Below are 17,574 nucleotides of genomic sequence, written 5' to 3'. Positions count from 1 at the left end.
GCATTCATATATATAGGTTTATATATGGTATATAGATTAGATTAAATTTAAATGTTACTAGAATTAAAAATTCTAGTAACATTTTTTATATAAAAAAACAAATATCTATACATATTGACAATGATAATTATTATTGATAAACTATAAAAGAAATGATAATTATTATCATTTTTAGTAAAAAGTAAGGAGGGAGAATGAAAAAGAGATATTTAATTATAGGAATAATAATTTTATCTTATTTTTCCTTATTTATAGGAGCAGAAGATATAAACATAATGCATATATTTGCAAAAAATCAGCATAAACTTATGATATTTGTCATGAGTAGAATACCAAGATTAATAAGTATATTGATTGCAGGTATAGGAATGAGTATAGCAGGCCTTATAATGCAACAGATAAGTAAAAATAAATTTGTATCGCCTACTACAGGAGCAACAATAGATGCGGCTCAATTTGGTATAGTAATTTGTATGCTTTTAATACCAAGTGCATCGATTTTCACGAAGACTATAATCGCATTTATATTTTCTCTTATAGGAACATTTATGTTTATGAAAATAATAAGGAAGTTACAGTTTAAAAGTATAATATTCGTACCATTAGTAGGTATAATGTTTGGAAATATAATAGGTTCTATGACTGATTTTATTGCATATAAATATGATTTGAGTCAAAATGTAAGTTCTTGGATGCAGGGTGATTTTTCTATGATACTTAAAGGAAATTATGAAATATTATACATAACAATACCTCTCATAATAGTAGCATATATTTATGCAAATAGATTTACTGTTGTTGGAATGGGGATGGATTTTGCAACTAACTTAGGGCTAAGTTATAAAAAAGTCGTCAATTTAGGTTTAATAATAGTAGCTCTTGTCACAGTATGTGTAGTTGTTACTGCTGGTAATATACCTTTTATAGGTCTAATAGTTCCAAATATTGTATCTCTGTATATGGGTGATAATATAAGAGATAGTATATGGCATACGGGATTATTTGGGGCAATATTTGTACTTATATGTGATATTTTTGGAAGGATTATCATTTATCCATATGAAATATCTATAGGGCTTACAGTTGGCGTTATAGGAAGTATACTATTCCTTTACTTAATACTAAGGAGGAATATAAATGAAGCTTAGTCTTAATAAAAAAATTTATTTGATGACTGCATTACTCTTGATATCAATGGTGCTTTTTTTAACCTATGGAATAGACATGAATAATCTAGATTATGCATTATCACAAAGAATACCAAAAATACTTGCGATGATACTTGGAGGAGGATGTATAGCATTTACTACTGTAGTATTTCAAACGATTACTAACAATCAGATATTGACACCAAGTGTACTAGGGTTAGATTCCTTATATGTAATGATTCAAACTATAATAGTATTTATATTTGGAGCAACCAGTATTCTTATCATAAATGAAAATTATAATTTTATCATTAATGTTACTATAATGATTGTAGCTTCAATGCTATTGTATAGAGCATTGTTTGAAAGAAAAGAAAATAATATTTTCTTTTTAATCCTAGTAGGAATAGTATTTGGAACTCTATTTAAAAGTGCAACAACATTTATTCAAGTAATGATAGACCCTAATGAATTTCTAGCACTACAAACTAGCATAATGGCTAGTCTAAATAATATAAATACAAATGTATTATTAATTGCATTTATAATAGTTATTGCAACAATACCTTTTATATATGATGATATAAAATATTTAGATGTACTGTCATTAGGTAGAGAGCAAGCGATTAATTTAGGTGTAGATTTTGATAAAGTAGTAAAAAAAATGATAATCCTAATAGCAATTTTAGTTTCAGTATCAACAGCACTTATTGGACCTATGACATTTTTAGGTCTTTTACTAGCCAACATAGCTAGAGAAGTTTTTAAAACATATAAACATACGTATTTAATTTTAGGTTCTATATTGCTAGGAATAATTACATTAATAATAGGTCAATTTTTTATACAACATATATTCAAATTTGATACAACATTAAGCGTAGTAATAAATTTTATAGGAGGAATTTACTTTATCCAATTATTATTAAAGGGGGCAAATAGATGATAGAAATAAAAAACATATTTAAAAAATATAAAAATAAAAATGTTGTAGATAATGTTTCTTTTAATATAGAAAAAGGGAAAATAACATCTTTTATAGGTCCAAATGGGGCTGGTAAAAGTACTGTATTATCAATAGTAACAAGACTTATAGGCAGTGATAGTGGAGAAGTATTAATAGAAGGAAAAAACTTAAATTCTTACAATAATAAAGAACTAGCTAAAAAAATAGCTATACTTAAACAATCTAATAATATAACTTTAAAACTCACAATAAGAGAATTAGTTGGATTTGGAAGATTTCCATACAGTGAAGGAAATTTAACTCAAGATGATGAAAAATACATTAATGAAGCTATAGAGTATATGAAACTAACTGATATACAAGACAAATATTTGGATGAATTAAGTGGAGGTCAAAGACAAAGAGCTTATATAGCAATGGTAATAGCCCAAAATACAGAGTACATATTACTTGATGAACCACTTAACAATTTGGATATGAATCATTCAGTACAAATGATGAAGGTACTTAGAAGTCTTTGTGATGAATTAGGTAAGACTATAGTGTTGGTCATGCATGATATAAATTTTGCTTCATGCTATTCAGATAATATAGTTGCACTTAAAAATGGAAAAATTGAAAAGGTAGGTCGTACAGATGAAATAGTCAATGAAAAAGTTTTAGGAGATATTTACGAAATGAACTTTGACATTAAGCATATAAATGGAAATAGAATATGTGTTTATTTTTAAGACACTATAGATAGGAATCTATGAATTTTCTAATCAAAATTTAAACTAAGACGAATATTAATAAAAAATGAGGGAGACATTAAGATGAATAAAAAAGCAGCAATAATAGCAACAGTGGCTATAGTAGGATTAGTAGCAGTATTTGCATTAGGTGGGAGTAAAAAAGGTGAGAAGAAAACAGCAGATGCTTCAGATGCTACTATAAAAATAACTCATAGCTTAGGAGAAATAGATGTAAAGTTAAAGCCTAAAAAAGTAGTAGTATTTGATTATTCAGCACTAGATACAATGGATGCACTAGGTGTCAGTGAGAGTTTAGTAGGACTTCCAAAATCAAGTTTGCCAGCATCTTTAGAAAAGTATAAAGATGAAAAATATGCAGACTTAGGTGGATTAAAAGAACCAGATTTAGAAGGTATAAAATCAACAAATCCAGATTTAATTATAATAAATGGAAGACAAGAAGATTTTTATGAGCAATTATCTAAGATAGCACCAACAATAAGTACAAGTAAAGATGATAAGAAGTATTTAGAATCTGTCAAAAGTAATATAAATAAAATAGCTAAAATATTTGGAGTAGAAGAGAAAGCTAATCAAGAATTTGCTAAAATTGAAAAGAAAATAGAAGTTTTAAATAAAAAAGTAACAGAGAAAGACTTAAATGCTTTAACTCTTATGGTAAATGAGGGGAATTTAAGTGTATTTGGTGAAGAGTCTAGATTTAGCATATTATACAATAGTTTTGGATTTAAGAATAAGGATAAAGATATAAAGGAATCAAGTCATGGTCAAAATATTACTTTTGAATATATAGCTAAACAAAATCCAGATATTATGTTTGTTATAGATAGAGGTATAGCTACTGGTAGTGATGTGAAAGCTGGTTTAACAGCTAAATCTGTTTTAAACAATGACGTAATAAAATCTATGGATGCTTATAAAAATGATAATATAATATACTTAGATGCACCAACATGGTATGTAAATGATGGTGGTCTTACATCTTTAAATAAAATGATAGATGATGCTTCAAAAGCAGTTAATAAGTAAGCATATTGTTTATAGCAAATGTGCTTTATATAATGATTATATTAATCAGCCACTTTAAAGTGGCTGATTTTTTATGATTTAAATATTTCTGTGGTTAATAACATTATAAGCTTTGCTTTATATAGTTTATTTAATTGAAAGATATAGCTCATTATGTACAATACTATTTAACATAAATATAATGTTGTGAAAAAATTTCTTTGATTATAAGGATTTTATCATTCTATGTTTAAAAAACTAGCTAGAACTTGCGGTTTATTAGTTATTTTGATACAATTAATCCAATATATACATGAACAAGGTTATGTTATTATATTAATAATTCAATGGATATATATTTATTTATTATATAATTTCCCAGAAGGGGGGTTAAATATAAGAAGAAAATCTCTAAAAAAACGTTTTTTTATTTTTAGTACTAATTATTGCTTTTATCCATATAACACCTACAGCATATGCACTAAAGAAAGAAGGTAGAATTGGGCTAAATTGATTTAATGGGAGCTATAATTTAAATGATGACTTTGGAAAAATATATAACTATTCAAGTCATAGTTATGTAGTATCTGACACTGTTTTACAAGTATTGTATGATGATACAAAAGACATTATTATTGACGCTCAAGCTACACAGACATTGAGGGTTGTAGTAATTAGAAATAACAATAAAATGATAAAAGATTTAGAAGCATATTGTAAAAGAAGTCTTTATACCACAATATGTATATTGTGATAGTGAAAAAGAACAGATACAGGCTATGCAAGATGGTTCTCAGAAGACATGCTTAACTATAATACGAATTATATTGAAAATGTAAAAACAATTGCCAAATTTTCTCTAAAACCCTTCTATTTCATGACTGGCCGAGGCGATAATAATGGTTTGATTAAAGAACTAGATTAAGCTATTTCTAATATTTATCAAATAGACCCTTATTTCTCAACTAGTTTACATGAAAAATACTTTGTACAACAGAACTTGAAAAACATTTACGTGTGTATGAACTTATGGATGATTATTTTATTGAGTATGATTATAAAAAAACACATTGATGTTTTCAATACCACCTACAAACGAGAATGAACAACCTAGATTAATTACATATGATTATTAAAAATTTAATAAAGCTGAAAGTTCTACTAAACAAAGAGCAGAATTTTTAAATGTAATTAAGTCACAAGAAGATGGAATTAAGGAAGCTTATTTATATTTTAAGTGATAAGAGAATTTTATTAAAGTTTAATACACGTTATTTGAGAAAAATGATTATACAATATTTTTACTAAGTTGGTTATTAAAAATGTTTAGAAAATTGAAATCATACTAATTATTTATAACATATAAAAAACCTAGTTAGCATAATTGTAGAATATCTGATAAACGTGAAAATATAGGGGATAGAGGTATTTTATGAAGAGATTTTTAAAGATGACTATCTTAGTTTTATTTGTTTTATTAATTTCTATAAGTTACATTTCTGTTCAATTAATTCACAACATTGGAGATTATGGAAAGTTGATTAATTATGTTGGTATTGTTCGTGGAGCTAGTCAACGTCTAACTAAATTAGAAATGAATCTTCAACCAAATGATGAACTAGTAGAATATATCGATGAAATTTTACATGAATTAAATACAGGACATGGAAAATATGGTCTAGTAGTCACTGACTGTAAAAAATATAATGAGTATTTATCTTTACTAGAAAGAAAATGGGAAGATTTAAATATTGAAATTAAAAAAGTAAGGATGGAAGAAGATAGTAGTCAGTTATTACAAACAAGTGAAGAATTTTTTAAGATTGCAAATGACACAGTATTCGAAATAGAACATTATTCTAAAGAAAAAAGCAATTACTTAATGACTTTAATAATTATAATATCGATTGTAGGCATAGTAGCATGGATTATATTGATTATACAGTACAATAGAAGATTAATTAAACTTGAAAAACTAAACGTAGATTTAAAAAATATTGCATATAAAGATGAACTTACAGGAGCAAATACTATAGAAAAGTTTAAGTTGGATGCAGAGCAGTATATTTATAAGTATAAAGATAAGAAATTTGCTATATTTTATATCGATTTTGAAAATTTTAAGTATATCAATGATATATTTGGATACGATTATGGTGACATGATATTAAAACGCTATTCTAATATCATGATGGATGATATTGGAAAATACGAAGTATTTGCAAGAGAGATTGCAGATAGATTTGTTGCATTAAGATGTTATGTAGATAAGGAGACTTTGCTAAGAAGACAACAAGTTGTAGATGATAAGTTGATTAACATTACAGATGAAATTAAAAATAAATATAGTATTACTATTGTTAGTGGAATTTGTTGTATTGAAGATGTGAATGAGAAATTAAATATAGATGATTTGATAAATCGTGCAAACTTTGCACAAAAGACTGTCAAAAATAAACCAGGTACTAAGTATGCTTTTTATAATGAAAATATTCGTAAAAAAATGATTGAAGAAAATACAATTAAGAGTAGAATACATGAAGCACTCAATAGAAGAGAATTTGTTGTTTATTTTCAACCTAAAGTTAACTTACATAATCAAAAAATAGATTGTGCAGAAGCCTTAGTACGTTGGATGACACCAGACAAATGTGTGATATCTCCAGCGATATTTATTCCAATACTGGAAAAGGAGTTTTTTATTAGTTTGGTAGACCAATATGTGTTTGAAGAGGTATGTAGATGGATTAGAAAGAGATTAGATGAAAATAAAACAATTGTTCCTATCTCAGTTAATGTTTCTAAGATTCAATTTTATAATGCTAAGTTTGTAGAAACTTATTCGCACATACAAAATAAATATAATATACCTAAAAATACTATAGAAATTGAATTTACAGAAAGTGTTGCTTTTGAAAATCAAGAGCATCTTTTAGAAATTGTACATGACCTACATGAAAGTGGCTTTACTTGTTCTTTGGATGATTTTGGAAAGGGATACTCGTCTCTAAGTGTTTTGAAGGATTTACCATTTGATGTTTTAAAGCTTGACTCGATGTTTTTTAAAGAGAGTTTAAACAAAGAAAAAGAGAAGATAGTAATAAAAAATATTATACAGATGATAAAAGAGTTAAATATTATAACTGTTGCTGAAGGTATTGAATATAAAGAACAGGTTGAGTTTCTTAAAGAGATTGGGTGTGATTTGGTTCAAGGGTTTGTCTTTTATAAACCAATGCCAATGTTAGAGTTTGAAAAAATATTAGATAAAGAAATTGTTTATAGTTTATAATAGTTAAAGTATATTTTAATATATAATAATCTAATAAAGTACTTATATTATAAGTACTTTATTAGATTTTGTTAACTATTTAAAAACGTATAGTGGTATAAGTACTGAGAATAACATCAATATATATGATATACGATTTTAAATAAATAATTATATGAAAACTATAAATTCTTATAAAGTTTTATGTGAGGTGTAAATAATATGAAGTTATGTTTTGGATAAGATGAACCTTCTTAAACATTATTATTTTTTTCCTGCAACCCATTTTAAGCCCCAGTTAAACTCATTATCCATTTCTCTATGTCCTTTAAAGTATTTAACTACTTTTTCAACGCTAAATGTTTCATCATTTACATTTTCTATTAATGCTATTGAACACATATTATAGCCATTTTTATGCTCATCAAGCTTAACCACTAAATCAGAATCTTGTTTTTGTTTAATAGTTACAATTCCATCAGCTTCTGACCAATTAGCCACACCTTCATAAATAAAAGCATAAATCAATATTCTTTTTATTTCTTTTATCTTGTTACCGTTGATTCTTATATTTTCGCCTTGTGTATTGCTTCCTGTTCGGTCATCTCCATCTAGTTGAGCAAAAGGAGGATGTTCTAAATTACCAAAGGAATTGCCCAATGCTTGAACAGCACCTTTTGCACCATTTTTCATTTCAAACAAGCAGCCTAAATCTAAATCTATATTACTACTTCTTAGAGCTCCAAAAAAGCCCTTTTTTTGTACTTTTTGATTCCAATTTAAATTAACTAAAATCTCACCTAAATCGGTATTTTCTTTTTTTGTAAGATTTATTTTTTGTCCTTTTTTCAATTCTATAGCCATAGTAATCTTCCTCCACAAACATAGATTTATTTAAATGGTAGCACTTAATAAGTCAATATTCAACAAGATTACAATAATAATGTTCAAATTATACTAATTCTACTAAAAAACAGGAATTACAATTCCTTTATATTTTTCTTCAATTAAGTTTCTTGCTTTATCTGATGTAAGAACTTCTTGTAGAACTTTAATTTTTTCACTATCTTTATCTTCAGTTCTAAATGCTAAAAGATTAGCATACTCATCATTCACTGGTGCTGTGTAGATTCCATTTTTCTTAGCATTAAGACCAGCAGGTACTGCGTAAGTAGTGTCTATAAATGCAGCAGTTACATCTGGAAGAGAAGATGGTATTTGAGCAATATCTAATTCTTTGAATTGTATGCCCTTTGGATTTTCAATTATATCTTTAGGACTAACTAAATTATTTTCTTTAGGTAAAGTTAAAAGTCCCATACTTTCAAGATATCTAAGGTCTTTAGAACAAGAAGATGGATTGTTGCTTATTGCAATTGTATCTCCCTTTTTAAATTCATCAACAGATTTTATTTTGTAAGAGTAAAGTATGGCTGGGCATACATATAGTTTAGTTCCTGCCATTATTTTATAGCCTTTAGCTTTAACAGCTTCTTTTAGATAAGGTTCATGTTGAAATAGATTTGCATCAATTTCGCCATTATTTAAAGCTTCATTTGGAAGTATGTAATCGTCAAAGTTTTTAACTTCTAAAGTATAACCTTTTTCTTCAATAAGTGGTTTTAGTTCTTCTAACAACTCTCCACCTGGAACTAAAGTAGCACCAACAACAATTTTTTTATCGTCTTTAGATTTTGAACATCCAACTACAGATAAAGTAAATACTAGACATAATAACAAACTTAATAATTTTTTGAATTTCATAAAAATTCCCTCCTGAATATAATTGATTAGTTAAAAATAAAATACCCTCTTTTTATCACATTGTGAAAATAAAATAAGCCTGAGTATAAACTCAGGCTTTAAAAGCTAATTTAAACTCATCTTTCAGTACAATACTGCAGGATTTAGCACCAATGTATATTAAAATATACTGGTTGCTGGGTTTCATAGGGCCAGTCCCTTCACCACTCTGGATAAGAAGTATTAATTTTTAATTATGTTATAAATATTAGCATGATTTTTTGTATCTGTAAACATAATTTTATAAATATTTTAAAATTTTTGTTATTTTTACTTAACACCTAAAATTCCAGAAACTAAAATATTAGTATCAGCACCCAAGAAATAGTCATTTATTTCAATTGTATCTAAAATAGTTCTCAATGAATTTTCCTCATGTTTTGTACCGATAAGTTTATCTTCTACAAAAGATACATCGTACTTCCCAAAGAAATCTCCAAAAAACTTTATACTAGTTATTATACCTTTATCAACATTTAAATTAAATTCTACATTTCCACCAACATATTTTAATTCATTTGAAAGAGAGTATTTCGGTGAATTACCAAAGTTCCAATCCCAAGTTTCATATTTTGATTTAGTAAGTTTTTCTATTTCCTCTATGTCATGTTTACTTAGAGAATAATTTGTATTATCAGCATTTGTCGCAGAAAGATAATTCATTATAGCATCTTTAAACTCAAGTATATCCATATCAGACTGTAAATGTTCACTTATATTGGTTACACGAGACTTTACAGATTTTATACCTTTACCCTCAAATTTTATGGGTTTTACTTTTAGTGCATTTGAAAGGTCATTTATCTCAGATGAAAATAAAAGTGTCCCATGATGCATTACTTTATTTTTATAGTTATGTTGAGCATTTCCAGAGAATTTTTTGCCATCTATAAGAAGGTCATTTCTTCCAGAAAACTCAGCACTGACATCTAAGGTTTTAAGTAAGTCTATTATTGGTTGAGTGAATCTTCTGAAATCACTAAAACTATTATTATTACAAGCTATAAATGTAAAGTTTATATTTCCTAAATCATGAAATACAGCTCCTCCACCAGATTGTCTTCTAACAACTGGTATTGAATGTTCTCTTATATATTCTAAGTTTATTTCAGAAAGTGTATTTTGATTTTTTCCAACAATTATAGATGGTTCATTCCTCCATAAAATAAATAAATCTTCGTCAAAATTTTTAAGTAGATATTCTTCCATTGCTAAATTGAAATAAGGGTTTGTTTTTTCATTGTAAATTAATAACATTAAAGTAATTCCTCCATATAATTGATAAAATTTTTTTAGCTGATTTTAGTACAATTAATTTTATAATTCGACAATGATATAAAAAATCCTTTAAAGTAAAATTTTTAAAACTTCCTTGCAAAGTTTAAATAAATAATATATACTCAAAATATATTTAATAAAAGTGAATAAAAGGGTAGAGGCGCAATAATCTATCAGTACTAATAAGGAGTTAAGCACAAAGAATTATTGGGAAAGGGGATATTGCCGAAGTTTTATAATCGATGCTTTAAGATTATATTGCTGGGGGTACATAAAATATATGTACAACTGTCACAGGTTTATTTGTGGTGAGCTATCATTTAAGGAATTATATTATATTTGTTTTTTAGTATTATCAATGTATGTAATGTTTAAGCCTTGAGTGTTTACCACTCAAGGCTTTTTTATTTTATCATAACCCATAATACCCTATATAATTCACAAAATTAAAAAGAGAGGGAGATTTATATGAGAAATAAAAAATTTAACATTATTTTTCTGACGACAATTATGTTTATAATGTCAACTGTAATGGTATTTGCAGAGGAAGATATAGATACTATTGCATTAGCTAACGCAGAAAAATTTGGAATCTTAACTTTAATACCACCATTAGTTGCTATAATACTTGCATTTATAACTAAAAATGTAATAATTTCTTTGTTGCTAGGAATTCTTTCTGGGAGTTTTATAATTCAAGTCAGTGGCGTTAATGTATTTGCTGCATTTATACAAGCATTTTTAGACTTAGTAGATAGAGCTTTAGTATCTCTATCAGACCCGTGGAATGCGGGGATAATACTACAAGTCTTAGCAATTGGGGGAGTAATAAATCTTGTTGCCAAGATGGGTGGTGCCAAGGCTATAGCTGAAGCACTTGCAAAGAGAGCAAAATCAGCTAAAGGGACACAGATTATAACTTGGTTTTTAGGTCTTTTAGTTTTCTTTGATGATTATGCTAATTCATTAATTGTAGGGCCTATGATGAGACCTGTTGCAGATAAAATGAAAATATCAAGAGAAAAATTAGCATTTATAATAGATGCTACAGCAGCACCAGTTGCTGGGCTTGCCATAATATCTACATGGATAGGTCTTGAAGTTGGTTTAATACATGATGCTTTTGAAAGTATAAGTGTAGATGTTGATGCGTTTGGCATATTTTTAAATACAATACCATTTAGATTTTATAACATATTAATATTAGCATTTATTGTAATTTCAGCGTTATTATTAAAAGAATTTGGACCAATGAGAAAAGCTGAAATAAAATCTAGAAGTAGAAAAATTGGCACAGACCTTGATGAAGGCGTTGAAGAATTGGATGATTTAGCTCCAAAAGATGGAGTAAAATTAAGTGTATGGAATGCTATAATTCCAATAGGTACATTGATAGTAGTTGCACTAGCATCATTCTATTATAGTGGATATACATCTATAATGGGAGGTGAAGATAAGACTTTAATACAATTATTTACAAATTCACCATATTCTTTTGAAGCAATAAAAGAAGCATTTAGTGCATCTGATGCATCTAGAGCATTATTCCAATCTGCATTAGTTGCAAGTTTAGTTGCTATTATAATGGCTGTAGTTAAAAAGATTTTTACAGTATCAGAAGCAATTGATGTTTGGATAGATGGAATGAAAAGTTTAGTAATCACTGGTGTAATATTAATACTTGCTTGGTCATTAAGTTCAGTAATAAAAGAGTTAGGTACAGCTAAATTCTTGATACATTTATTATCTGGTTCATTGCCTCCATTCTTGCTACCAAGCTTAATATTTGGATTAGGAGCAATAATATCTTTTGCTACTGGAACAGCTTATGGAACAATGGGTATACTTATGCCACTTGCAATACCACTTGCATATTCACTAAATCCTGATATGTCTTATGTAATAGTAAGTACAAGCGCAGTTTTAACAGGTGCAATATTTGGAGACCATTGTTCCCCAATTTCAGATACAACAATACTTTCTTCAATGGGAGCTGGATGTAATCATATAGACCATGTTAATACTCAAATGCCATATGCCATATTTACAGCAGTAATTACTATTGTATTTGGATATATACCAGCTGGATTTGGATTGCCAATATATATAGTATTGCCAGTTGCTATAGTAGCTGTATTTGTAGGTCTTCAAATTATAGGTAAGAAAGTAGATGAAGTAGAAGTAGAACTTGCAGAATAAGGCTGTAAATGAATTTCACCTTCTATTATCATTATTTTATTTATTTTTAGATAATTTAAAAAAGTTATTGAAAATAATAGCGAAATATAGTAAAATAAAAGAGTGATATAAGCGGATGTGGCGGAATTGGCAGACGCACTAGACTTAGGATCTAGCGCCATTGGCGTGGGGGTTCGACTCCCTTCATCCGCACTTTACAGTACTTAGTTGTGCTGAAAAAAACTGGGGTTGCTGGCTTTCGGAGTGGGCTATCCCGTTTTTATTTTTTGATAAATAACTATCTTAAAACATAATGCAAACATTTCTACTTTTTTTTTAAATCGAAAAAATAACTAAAAGTTAGATTATCCACAGAAAAATTGAAATTATAAGCAGTTACAAAGGATTTAAGAAGTTATTTTACCATTAATTTACTACTTATGAATGAGTCTTGATACGATGAAAAATACTAGAAAAATCAATATATGATAGATTGGCACTTTAATATGAGGTGCTTTTTTTAAATGACTAAAATTTTAAAAATATTCAAATCACATAACCATTCAATAGTTGTAATTCTATTAAAAATATTCTATTTTAAAAATCTTATTTTTCACAAGTTTAAAATTGTAAACGATTTCATCAAGTGTATGAATATACTTTTAACATGTTATAGTAAATCTCAATACAAATTTACATTTGGTTATTTGTGTGTTATTTTAATAATAAATTAAGTGAAAATGTTATTTTGCATTAATATATAATATCTTTGCAGAAGAGTGAATAATATAAAAGAGAAATGATTGATAATAAAAACTTAACAAAAAAATTAATACATAAAAAAAAATAAATATAATGTGTTGACATTTGATTTAAATATTCATAAAATAAAATTGAAAATAAATATTTCCAAGTGAGATTAGCGAGAGAGACCTTTATACAAAAAGGCGCCGAAGAAGAAATTTAAGAAATGCCAATCCTTAGAGAAGCTTTCAGGCAAAAATATCGCTAATTGATGGGACTCTGGAGAGACTTAAGTTAAATACTATAAGTCACCGAAGAAGCAGAATAATATTAAATTATTAAATCTTTCAGGTATACAAACAGGGATATATAGGCTAGGATTATTTTCTATGCTTATATATTTTTTTTATGAGAAAATACAGGACATAGTGGTGAAGTTGCTTAAATATAATAGGTTTAATTTTATGGGGAGGGTTATATATGAATGAATTAAAAAGAGTGCCTTTGTATAATACACACAAAGAGCTTGGTGCAAAGCTTGTTGAATTTGCTGGCTGGGAGATGCCTTTGGAATATGAAGGAATAAACAAAGAGCATAAAATGGTTAGAAAAAGTGCAGGTATATTTGATGTATCTCACATGGGAGAAGTAGAAGTAAAAGGAGTAGAATCAGAAAAATTTATACAAAACCTAGTTACGAATGATATAAGTGGATTAAAAGTCAATGACATCATATATACACCTATGTGCTATGAAAATGGTGGAGTTGTTGATGATTTATTAATATATAAGTTTGGGGAAGAAGATTATTTGTTAGTAATAAATGCAGGAAATATAGACAAAGATGTTGCCTGGATAATCAAGCAAAGTGAAGGATATAAAGTAAATATAAAAAATATATCTAATGAAGTTTGTCAATTAGCAGTTCAAGGACCTAAAGCAGAAAAAATTCTTCAAAAAATCACAGACATAAATTTAGAATCAATAAAATTTTATAAGTCAATGCCAGAAGTAAAAGTATCTGGATACTCTTGTTTAGTTTCAAGAACAGGATATACTGGAGAAGATGGTTTTGAAATATATTGCAAAAATGAACATGTAAAAGCAATTTGGGATGAAGTCCTAAAAGTTGGAGGAGAAGATATATGTCCAGCTGGTCTAGGTTGTAGAGATACTTTAAGGTTTGAAGCAGCCTTACCTCTATATGGACATGAAATAAATGAACACATATCTCCACTTGAAGGAGGATTATCTATTTTTGTAAAAGTAAATAAGGAATCATTTATTGGCAAATCAATCTTAGCAGAAGAAAAAGAAAATGGGATTAAAAGAAAATTAGTAGGATTTGAAATGCAAGGCAAAGGGATGCCTAGAAATGGATATGATATAAAAGTTGGAGATAAAACAGTTGGTTTTGTAACTACTGGGTGTGCATCTCCAACAACAGGGAAAATCTTAGGTATGGGAATTATAGATGCTGAATATGCAAAAGCAGGAACTGAAATAGGTATAGCCATTAGAAAAAAAGTTGTTCCTGCTATAACAGTTAAGAAGCCTTTTTATAAAAAACAATATAAAAAAGATAATGTTGTAGTAAATAAAGAAAATAAATTTTCATATATACCTGCTACAAATGAAGATAAGATAAAAATGTTAAAAGTAGTTGGATTAAACTCAGTTGATGAATTATTTTCAGATGTACCAGATGAACTAAAATTAAAAAGAGATTTAAATCTAGACAGTGGAAAATCTGAATTAGAAGTTAGTAAAATAGTAAAAAGATTGTCAGAGGAAAATTTAAGTCTAGAAGATTTAACTTGTTTTCTTGGAGCTGGTGCGTATGACCATTATATTCCATCAATTATAAAACATATAACTTCAAGGTCAGAATTTTATACAGCATATACTCCATATCAAGCAGAAATAAGTCAAGGAACTTTGCAAGTAGTGTTTGAGTTTCAATCCATGATTGCAGAAATTACTGGTATGGAAATTGCAAATGCATCAATGTATGATGGAGCTACTGCTGCAATAGAAGCATGTATAATGGCAATGAATCAAACTAGAAAAAGTAAAATAGTAGTATCAAAGACTACACATCCAGAAACTTTATCAGTACTAAGAACTTATTTACAATATAAAGATTGTGAAATAGTAGAAATTGATTTTTGTAGTGAATATGGAACTACAGATATAGAAAAATTAAGAGCTTCTGTAGATAAAGATACAGCATGTGTCCTTATACAAACTCCTAACTTCTTTGGGATTATTGAAGAAATGGAAGGAATAGAAAAGATAACTCATGAAAATAAAGCCATGTTAATTATGAGTGTTGACCCAATATCATTAGGTGTTTTAAAAACACCAGGTGAAATAGGAGCAGATATTGTTGTTGGAGAAGCTCAATCACTAGGAAATCCTCTTAATTTTGGAGGTCCTTATGTAGGATTTTTGGCTAGTAAATCTAAATATACAAGAAAAATGCCAGGAAGAATAGTTGGGCAAAGTTTAGATACAGAAGGGAAAATTGCATATGTATTAACTTTACAAACTAGAGAGCAACATGTAAGAAGAGAAAAAGCAACTTCTAATATATGTTCCAATCAAGCTCTAAATGCTCTTGTAGCATCAATATACATGGCTACTATGGGTAAAGAAGGATTTAAAGAAGTTGGTATGCAATCAATGAAAAAAGCACACTATGCTTATAATAAACTTGTGCAAACAGGAAAATACAGACCTATATTTAAAGGCCGATTTTTTAAAGAATTTGCAGTACAAGGAAATCATAATATAGATACTATAAACGATAAACTTTTAGAAGAAAATATATTAGGTGGTTATAATTTAGAACACAATTATCCAGAATTAAAAAATTCAACTTTACTTTGTGTAACTGAAAAAAGAAGTAAAAATGAAATAGATAAGTTAGTTGGAATAATGGAGGGGTTATAATGAAAGAATATAATAGTTTGTTGATAGATATATCTAAAAAAGGCAGAAAAGCATACTCAATTCCAGAGTTAGATATAGATGATATAAAAATAGAAGATATGATTGACCCAAGTATGGCTAGACAAAATGAATTAAACTTACCAGAAGTTGGTGAATTAGAATTAGTTAGACATTATACTTTATTGTCAAATAAGAATTTTGGTGTTGATACTGGTTTTTATCCCTTAGGTTCTTGTACAATGAAATATAACCCTAAAATTAATGAAGATATGGCAGCACTTCCAAACTTTACTGGAATACATCCATATCAATCTCCAGATACAGCACAAGGGTCTCTTGCTCTTATGTATGATTTATCAAATAAGCTTGCAGAAATTACAGGTATGGATGAAGTGACACTTCAACCTTCAGCAGGTTCACATGGTGAATTTACAGGTCTTATGCTGATAAAGGCGTATCATGAAAATAGAGGAGACTATAAAAGAACTAAAGTAATAATTCCAGATTCTGCACATGGAACAAATCCAGCAAGTGCAGCTATGGCGAATTTTGATGTAATTCAAATAACATCTGATAAAAATGGTGCTGTAGATATAGATGCGTTAAAAGAAGTTTTAAATGATGAAGTAGCAGCCCTTATGCTTACAAATCCAAGCACTCTTGGGCTATTTGAAAAAAATATAAAAGAAATAGCTGACCTTGTACATGAAGCAGGTGGTCTTTTGTATTATGATGGTGCAAACATGAATGCTATTATGGGAATAACAAGACCAGGAGATATGGGATTTGATGTAGTCCATCTTAATCTTCATAAGACATTTTCAACTCCTCATGGTGGCGGTGGTCCAGGGGCTGGACCTGTTGGAGCAAAAAAAGAGTTAGTGTCTTTTTTACCAATTCCAGTAATTGAAAAACAAGAAGATAAATATGTATTAAATTATGACAGACCAAAATCTATCGGAAAAATTAAAAATTTTTATGGAAACTTTGGTGTCCTTGTAAGAGCTTACACATATATATTAACAATGGGAAGAGATGGACTTAAAGAAACTAGTGAAATGGCAGTTCTAAATGCTAATTATATAAAAGAAAGTATAAAAGATGATTATATTTTACCAATAGATACTTTATGTAAACATGAGTTTGTATTAGGCGGATTACCAAGAGGAGAAGCAAATATAAAAACTATTGACATAGCAAAGCGATTGTTGGATTATGGATATCATCCTCCAACAATGTATTTCCCTCTTATTATAAATGAGGCGCTTATGATAGAGCCTACAGAAAGTGAGAGTATAGAAACATTAGATAGTTTTATTGAAGCTATGAAGAATGTCGCAAAAGAAGCTAAGGAAGAACCAGAATTACTAAAAACTGCTCCACATAATACTTTAGTTAAAAGAGTTGATGATGCAAGAGCAGTGAAAAAGCCTATATTAACATGGTCACAAAGATAAATAATAAATA

The 17,574-nt window shown here is 28.1% G+C and carries 12 protein-coding genes, 1 tRNA gene and 3 riboswitches; of the genes, 10 read left to right on the top strand and 3 right to left on the bottom strand.

The annotated features are described in order from the left end of the window. Positions 1 to 194: 194 nt before the first annotated feature. From KGF45_RS03560 to KGF45_RS03535, 6 genes are all read left to right on the top strand, one after another. A complete protein-coding gene (locus KGF45_RS03560) occupies positions 195 to 1,148 on the top strand; it encodes an iron chelate uptake ABC transporter family permease subunit (RefSeq protein WP_227841865.1) in 954 nt (317 codons plus the stop codon). Continuing rightward, positions 1,138 to 2,094, top strand: a complete 957-nt coding sequence (locus KGF45_RS03555; protein ID WP_227841864.1) for an iron chelate uptake ABC transporter family permease subunit — start codon at positions 1,138 to 1,140, stop codon at positions 2,092 to 2,094. The genes KGF45_RS03560 and KGF45_RS03555 overlap by 11 nt, the downstream gene beginning before the upstream one ends. After that, entirely contained in the window at positions 2,091 to 2,846 is a 756-nt protein-coding gene (locus KGF45_RS03550) for an ATP-binding cassette domain-containing protein (RefSeq protein ID WP_227841863.1), read from the top strand. The genes KGF45_RS03555 and KGF45_RS03550 overlap by 4 nt, the downstream gene beginning before the upstream one ends. An 84-nt stretch (positions 2,847 to 2,930) precedes the next feature. Beyond that, entirely contained in the window at positions 2,931 to 3,899 is a 969-nt protein-coding gene (locus KGF45_RS03545) for an ABC transporter substrate-binding protein (protein ID WP_227841862.1), read from the top strand. Positions 3,900 to 4,485: 586 nt separating this feature from the next. Next, positions 4,486 to 4,632, top strand: a complete 147-nt coding sequence (locus tag KGF45_RS03540; protein ID WP_227841861.1) for a hypothetical protein — start codon at positions 4,486 to 4,488, stop codon at positions 4,630 to 4,632. 678 nt (positions 4,633 to 5,310) lie between these two features. Further along, positions 5,311 to 7,170, top strand: coding sequence for a putative bifunctional diguanylate cyclase/phosphodiesterase (locus tag KGF45_RS03535; protein WP_227838845.1), 1,860 nt, complete (start codon positions 5,311 to 5,313; stop codon positions 7,168 to 7,170). Between the two features lie 243 nt (positions 7,171 to 7,413). Here KGF45_RS03535 and KGF45_RS03530 read toward each other — a convergent pair whose 3' ends face one another. The 3 genes from KGF45_RS03530 to KGF45_RS03520 form a co-directional block, all read right to left on the bottom strand. Further along, entirely contained in the window at positions 7,414 to 8,013 is a 600-nt protein-coding gene (locus KGF45_RS03530) for a TerD family protein (protein WP_227829717.1), read from the bottom strand. Between the two features lie 102 nt (positions 8,014 to 8,115). Further along, positions 8,116 to 8,913 carry a MetQ/NlpA family ABC transporter substrate-binding protein gene (locus KGF45_RS03525; protein ID WP_227841860.1) on the bottom strand — a complete coding sequence of 266 codons (798 nt, stop codon included), beginning with the start codon at positions 8,911 to 8,913 and terminating at the stop codon, positions 8,116 to 8,118. 113 nt (positions 8,914 to 9,026) lie between these two features. Beyond that, positions 9,027 to 9,132: riboswitch (SAM riboswitch) on the bottom strand. A gap of 90 nt (positions 9,133 to 9,222) precedes the next feature. Continuing rightward, positions 9,223 to 10,209, bottom strand: a complete 987-nt coding sequence (locus tag KGF45_RS03520) for a lipoate--protein ligase (RefSeq protein WP_227841859.1) — start codon at positions 10,207 to 10,209, stop codon at positions 9,223 to 9,225. Positions 10,210 to 10,377: 168 nt separating this feature from the next. Then, a riboswitch (Lysine riboswitch) is annotated at positions 10,378 to 10,554 on the top strand. A gap of 144 nt (positions 10,555 to 10,698) precedes the next feature. On the opposite strand from KGF45_RS03520, the gene KGF45_RS03515 reads away from it, so the two are divergent. The 4 genes from KGF45_RS03515 to gcvPB all read left to right on the top strand — a co-directional run bounded on the left by KGF45_RS03515 (position 10,699) and on the right by gcvPB (position 17,564). After that, positions 10,699 to 12,429 carry a Na+/H+ antiporter NhaC family protein gene (locus tag KGF45_RS03515; RefSeq protein ID WP_227829714.1) on the top strand — a complete coding sequence of 577 codons (1,731 nt, stop codon included), beginning with the start codon at positions 10,699 to 10,701 and terminating at the stop codon, positions 12,427 to 12,429. Positions 12,430 to 12,540: 111 nt separating this feature from the next. After that, a tRNA-Leu gene (locus KGF45_RS03510) sits at positions 12,541 to 12,621 on the top strand. A 700-nt stretch (positions 12,622 to 13,321) separates the two neighbouring features. Beyond that, positions 13,322 to 13,426, top strand: a riboswitch (glycine riboswitch). Positions 13,427 to 13,632: 206 nt separating this feature from the next. Continuing rightward, complete coding sequence (gene gcvPA / locus KGF45_RS20030; RefSeq protein ID WP_255287808.1) at positions 13,633 to 16,107, top strand: aminomethyl-transferring glycine dehydrogenase subunit GcvPA; 2,475 nt, start codon at positions 13,633 to 13,635, stop codon at positions 16,105 to 16,107. Then, positions 16,107 to 17,564, top strand: a complete 1,458-nt coding sequence (gene gcvPB, locus KGF45_RS03495; RefSeq protein WP_227841858.1) for an aminomethyl-transferring glycine dehydrogenase subunit GcvPB — start codon at positions 16,107 to 16,109, stop codon at positions 17,562 to 17,564. The genes gcvPA and gcvPB overlap by 1 nt, the downstream gene beginning before the upstream one ends. Positions 17,565 to 17,574: the final 10 nt, after the last annotated feature.

It is taken from the genome of Clostridioides sp. ZZV14-6154 (assembly GCF_020657785.1).
Classification (GTDB): Bacteria; Bacillota; Clostridia; order Peptostreptococcales; family Peptostreptococcaceae; genus Clostridioides.
Note: the sequence above shows the minus strand (reverse complement) of the source record. Positions and strands in the feature narration are given on the sequence as shown.

What these genes read in the sequence shown, in the direction of transcription:
- KGF45_RS03530 (WP_227829717.1), bottom strand. Translation starts at nt 8,013, where the DNA reads ATGGCTATAGAATTGAAAAAAGGACAAAAAATAAATCTTACAAAAAAA.
- KGF45_RS03545 (WP_227841862.1), top strand. Translation starts at nt 2,931, where the DNA reads ATGAATAAAAAAGCAGCAATAATAGCAACAGTGGCTATAGTAGGATTA.
- KGF45_RS03520 (WP_227841859.1), bottom strand. Translation starts at nt 10,209, where the DNA reads ATGTTATTAATTTACAATGAAAAAACAAACCCTTATTTCAATTTAGCA.
- KGF45_RS03525 (WP_227841860.1), bottom strand. Translation starts at nt 8,913, where the DNA reads ATGAAATTCAAAAAATTATTAAGTTTGTTATTATGTCTAGTATTTACT.
- KGF45_RS03535 (WP_227838845.1), top strand. Translation starts at nt 5,311, where the DNA reads ATGAAGAGATTTTTAAAGATGACTATCTTAGTTTTATTTGTTTTATTA.
- KGF45_RS03560 (WP_227841865.1), top strand. Translation starts at nt 195, where the DNA reads ATGAAAAAGAGATATTTAATTATAGGAATAATAATTTTATCTTATTTT.
- KGF45_RS03550 (WP_227841863.1), top strand. Translation starts at nt 2,091, where the DNA reads ATGATAGAAATAAAAAACATATTTAAAAAATATAAAAATAAAAATGTT.
- gcvPA (WP_255287808.1), top strand. Translation starts at nt 13,633, where the DNA reads ATGAATGAATTAAAAAGAGTGCCTTTGTATAATACACACAAAGAGCTT.
- gcvPB (WP_227841858.1), top strand. Translation starts at nt 16,107, where the DNA reads ATGAAAGAATATAATAGTTTGTTGATAGATATATCTAAAAAAGGCAGA.
- KGF45_RS03515 (WP_227829714.1), top strand. Translation starts at nt 10,699, where the DNA reads ATGAGAAATAAAAAATTTAACATTATTTTTCTGACGACAATTATGTTT.
- KGF45_RS03555 (WP_227841864.1), top strand. Translation starts at nt 1,138, where the DNA reads ATGAAGCTTAGTCTTAATAAAAAAATTTATTTGATGACTGCATTACTC.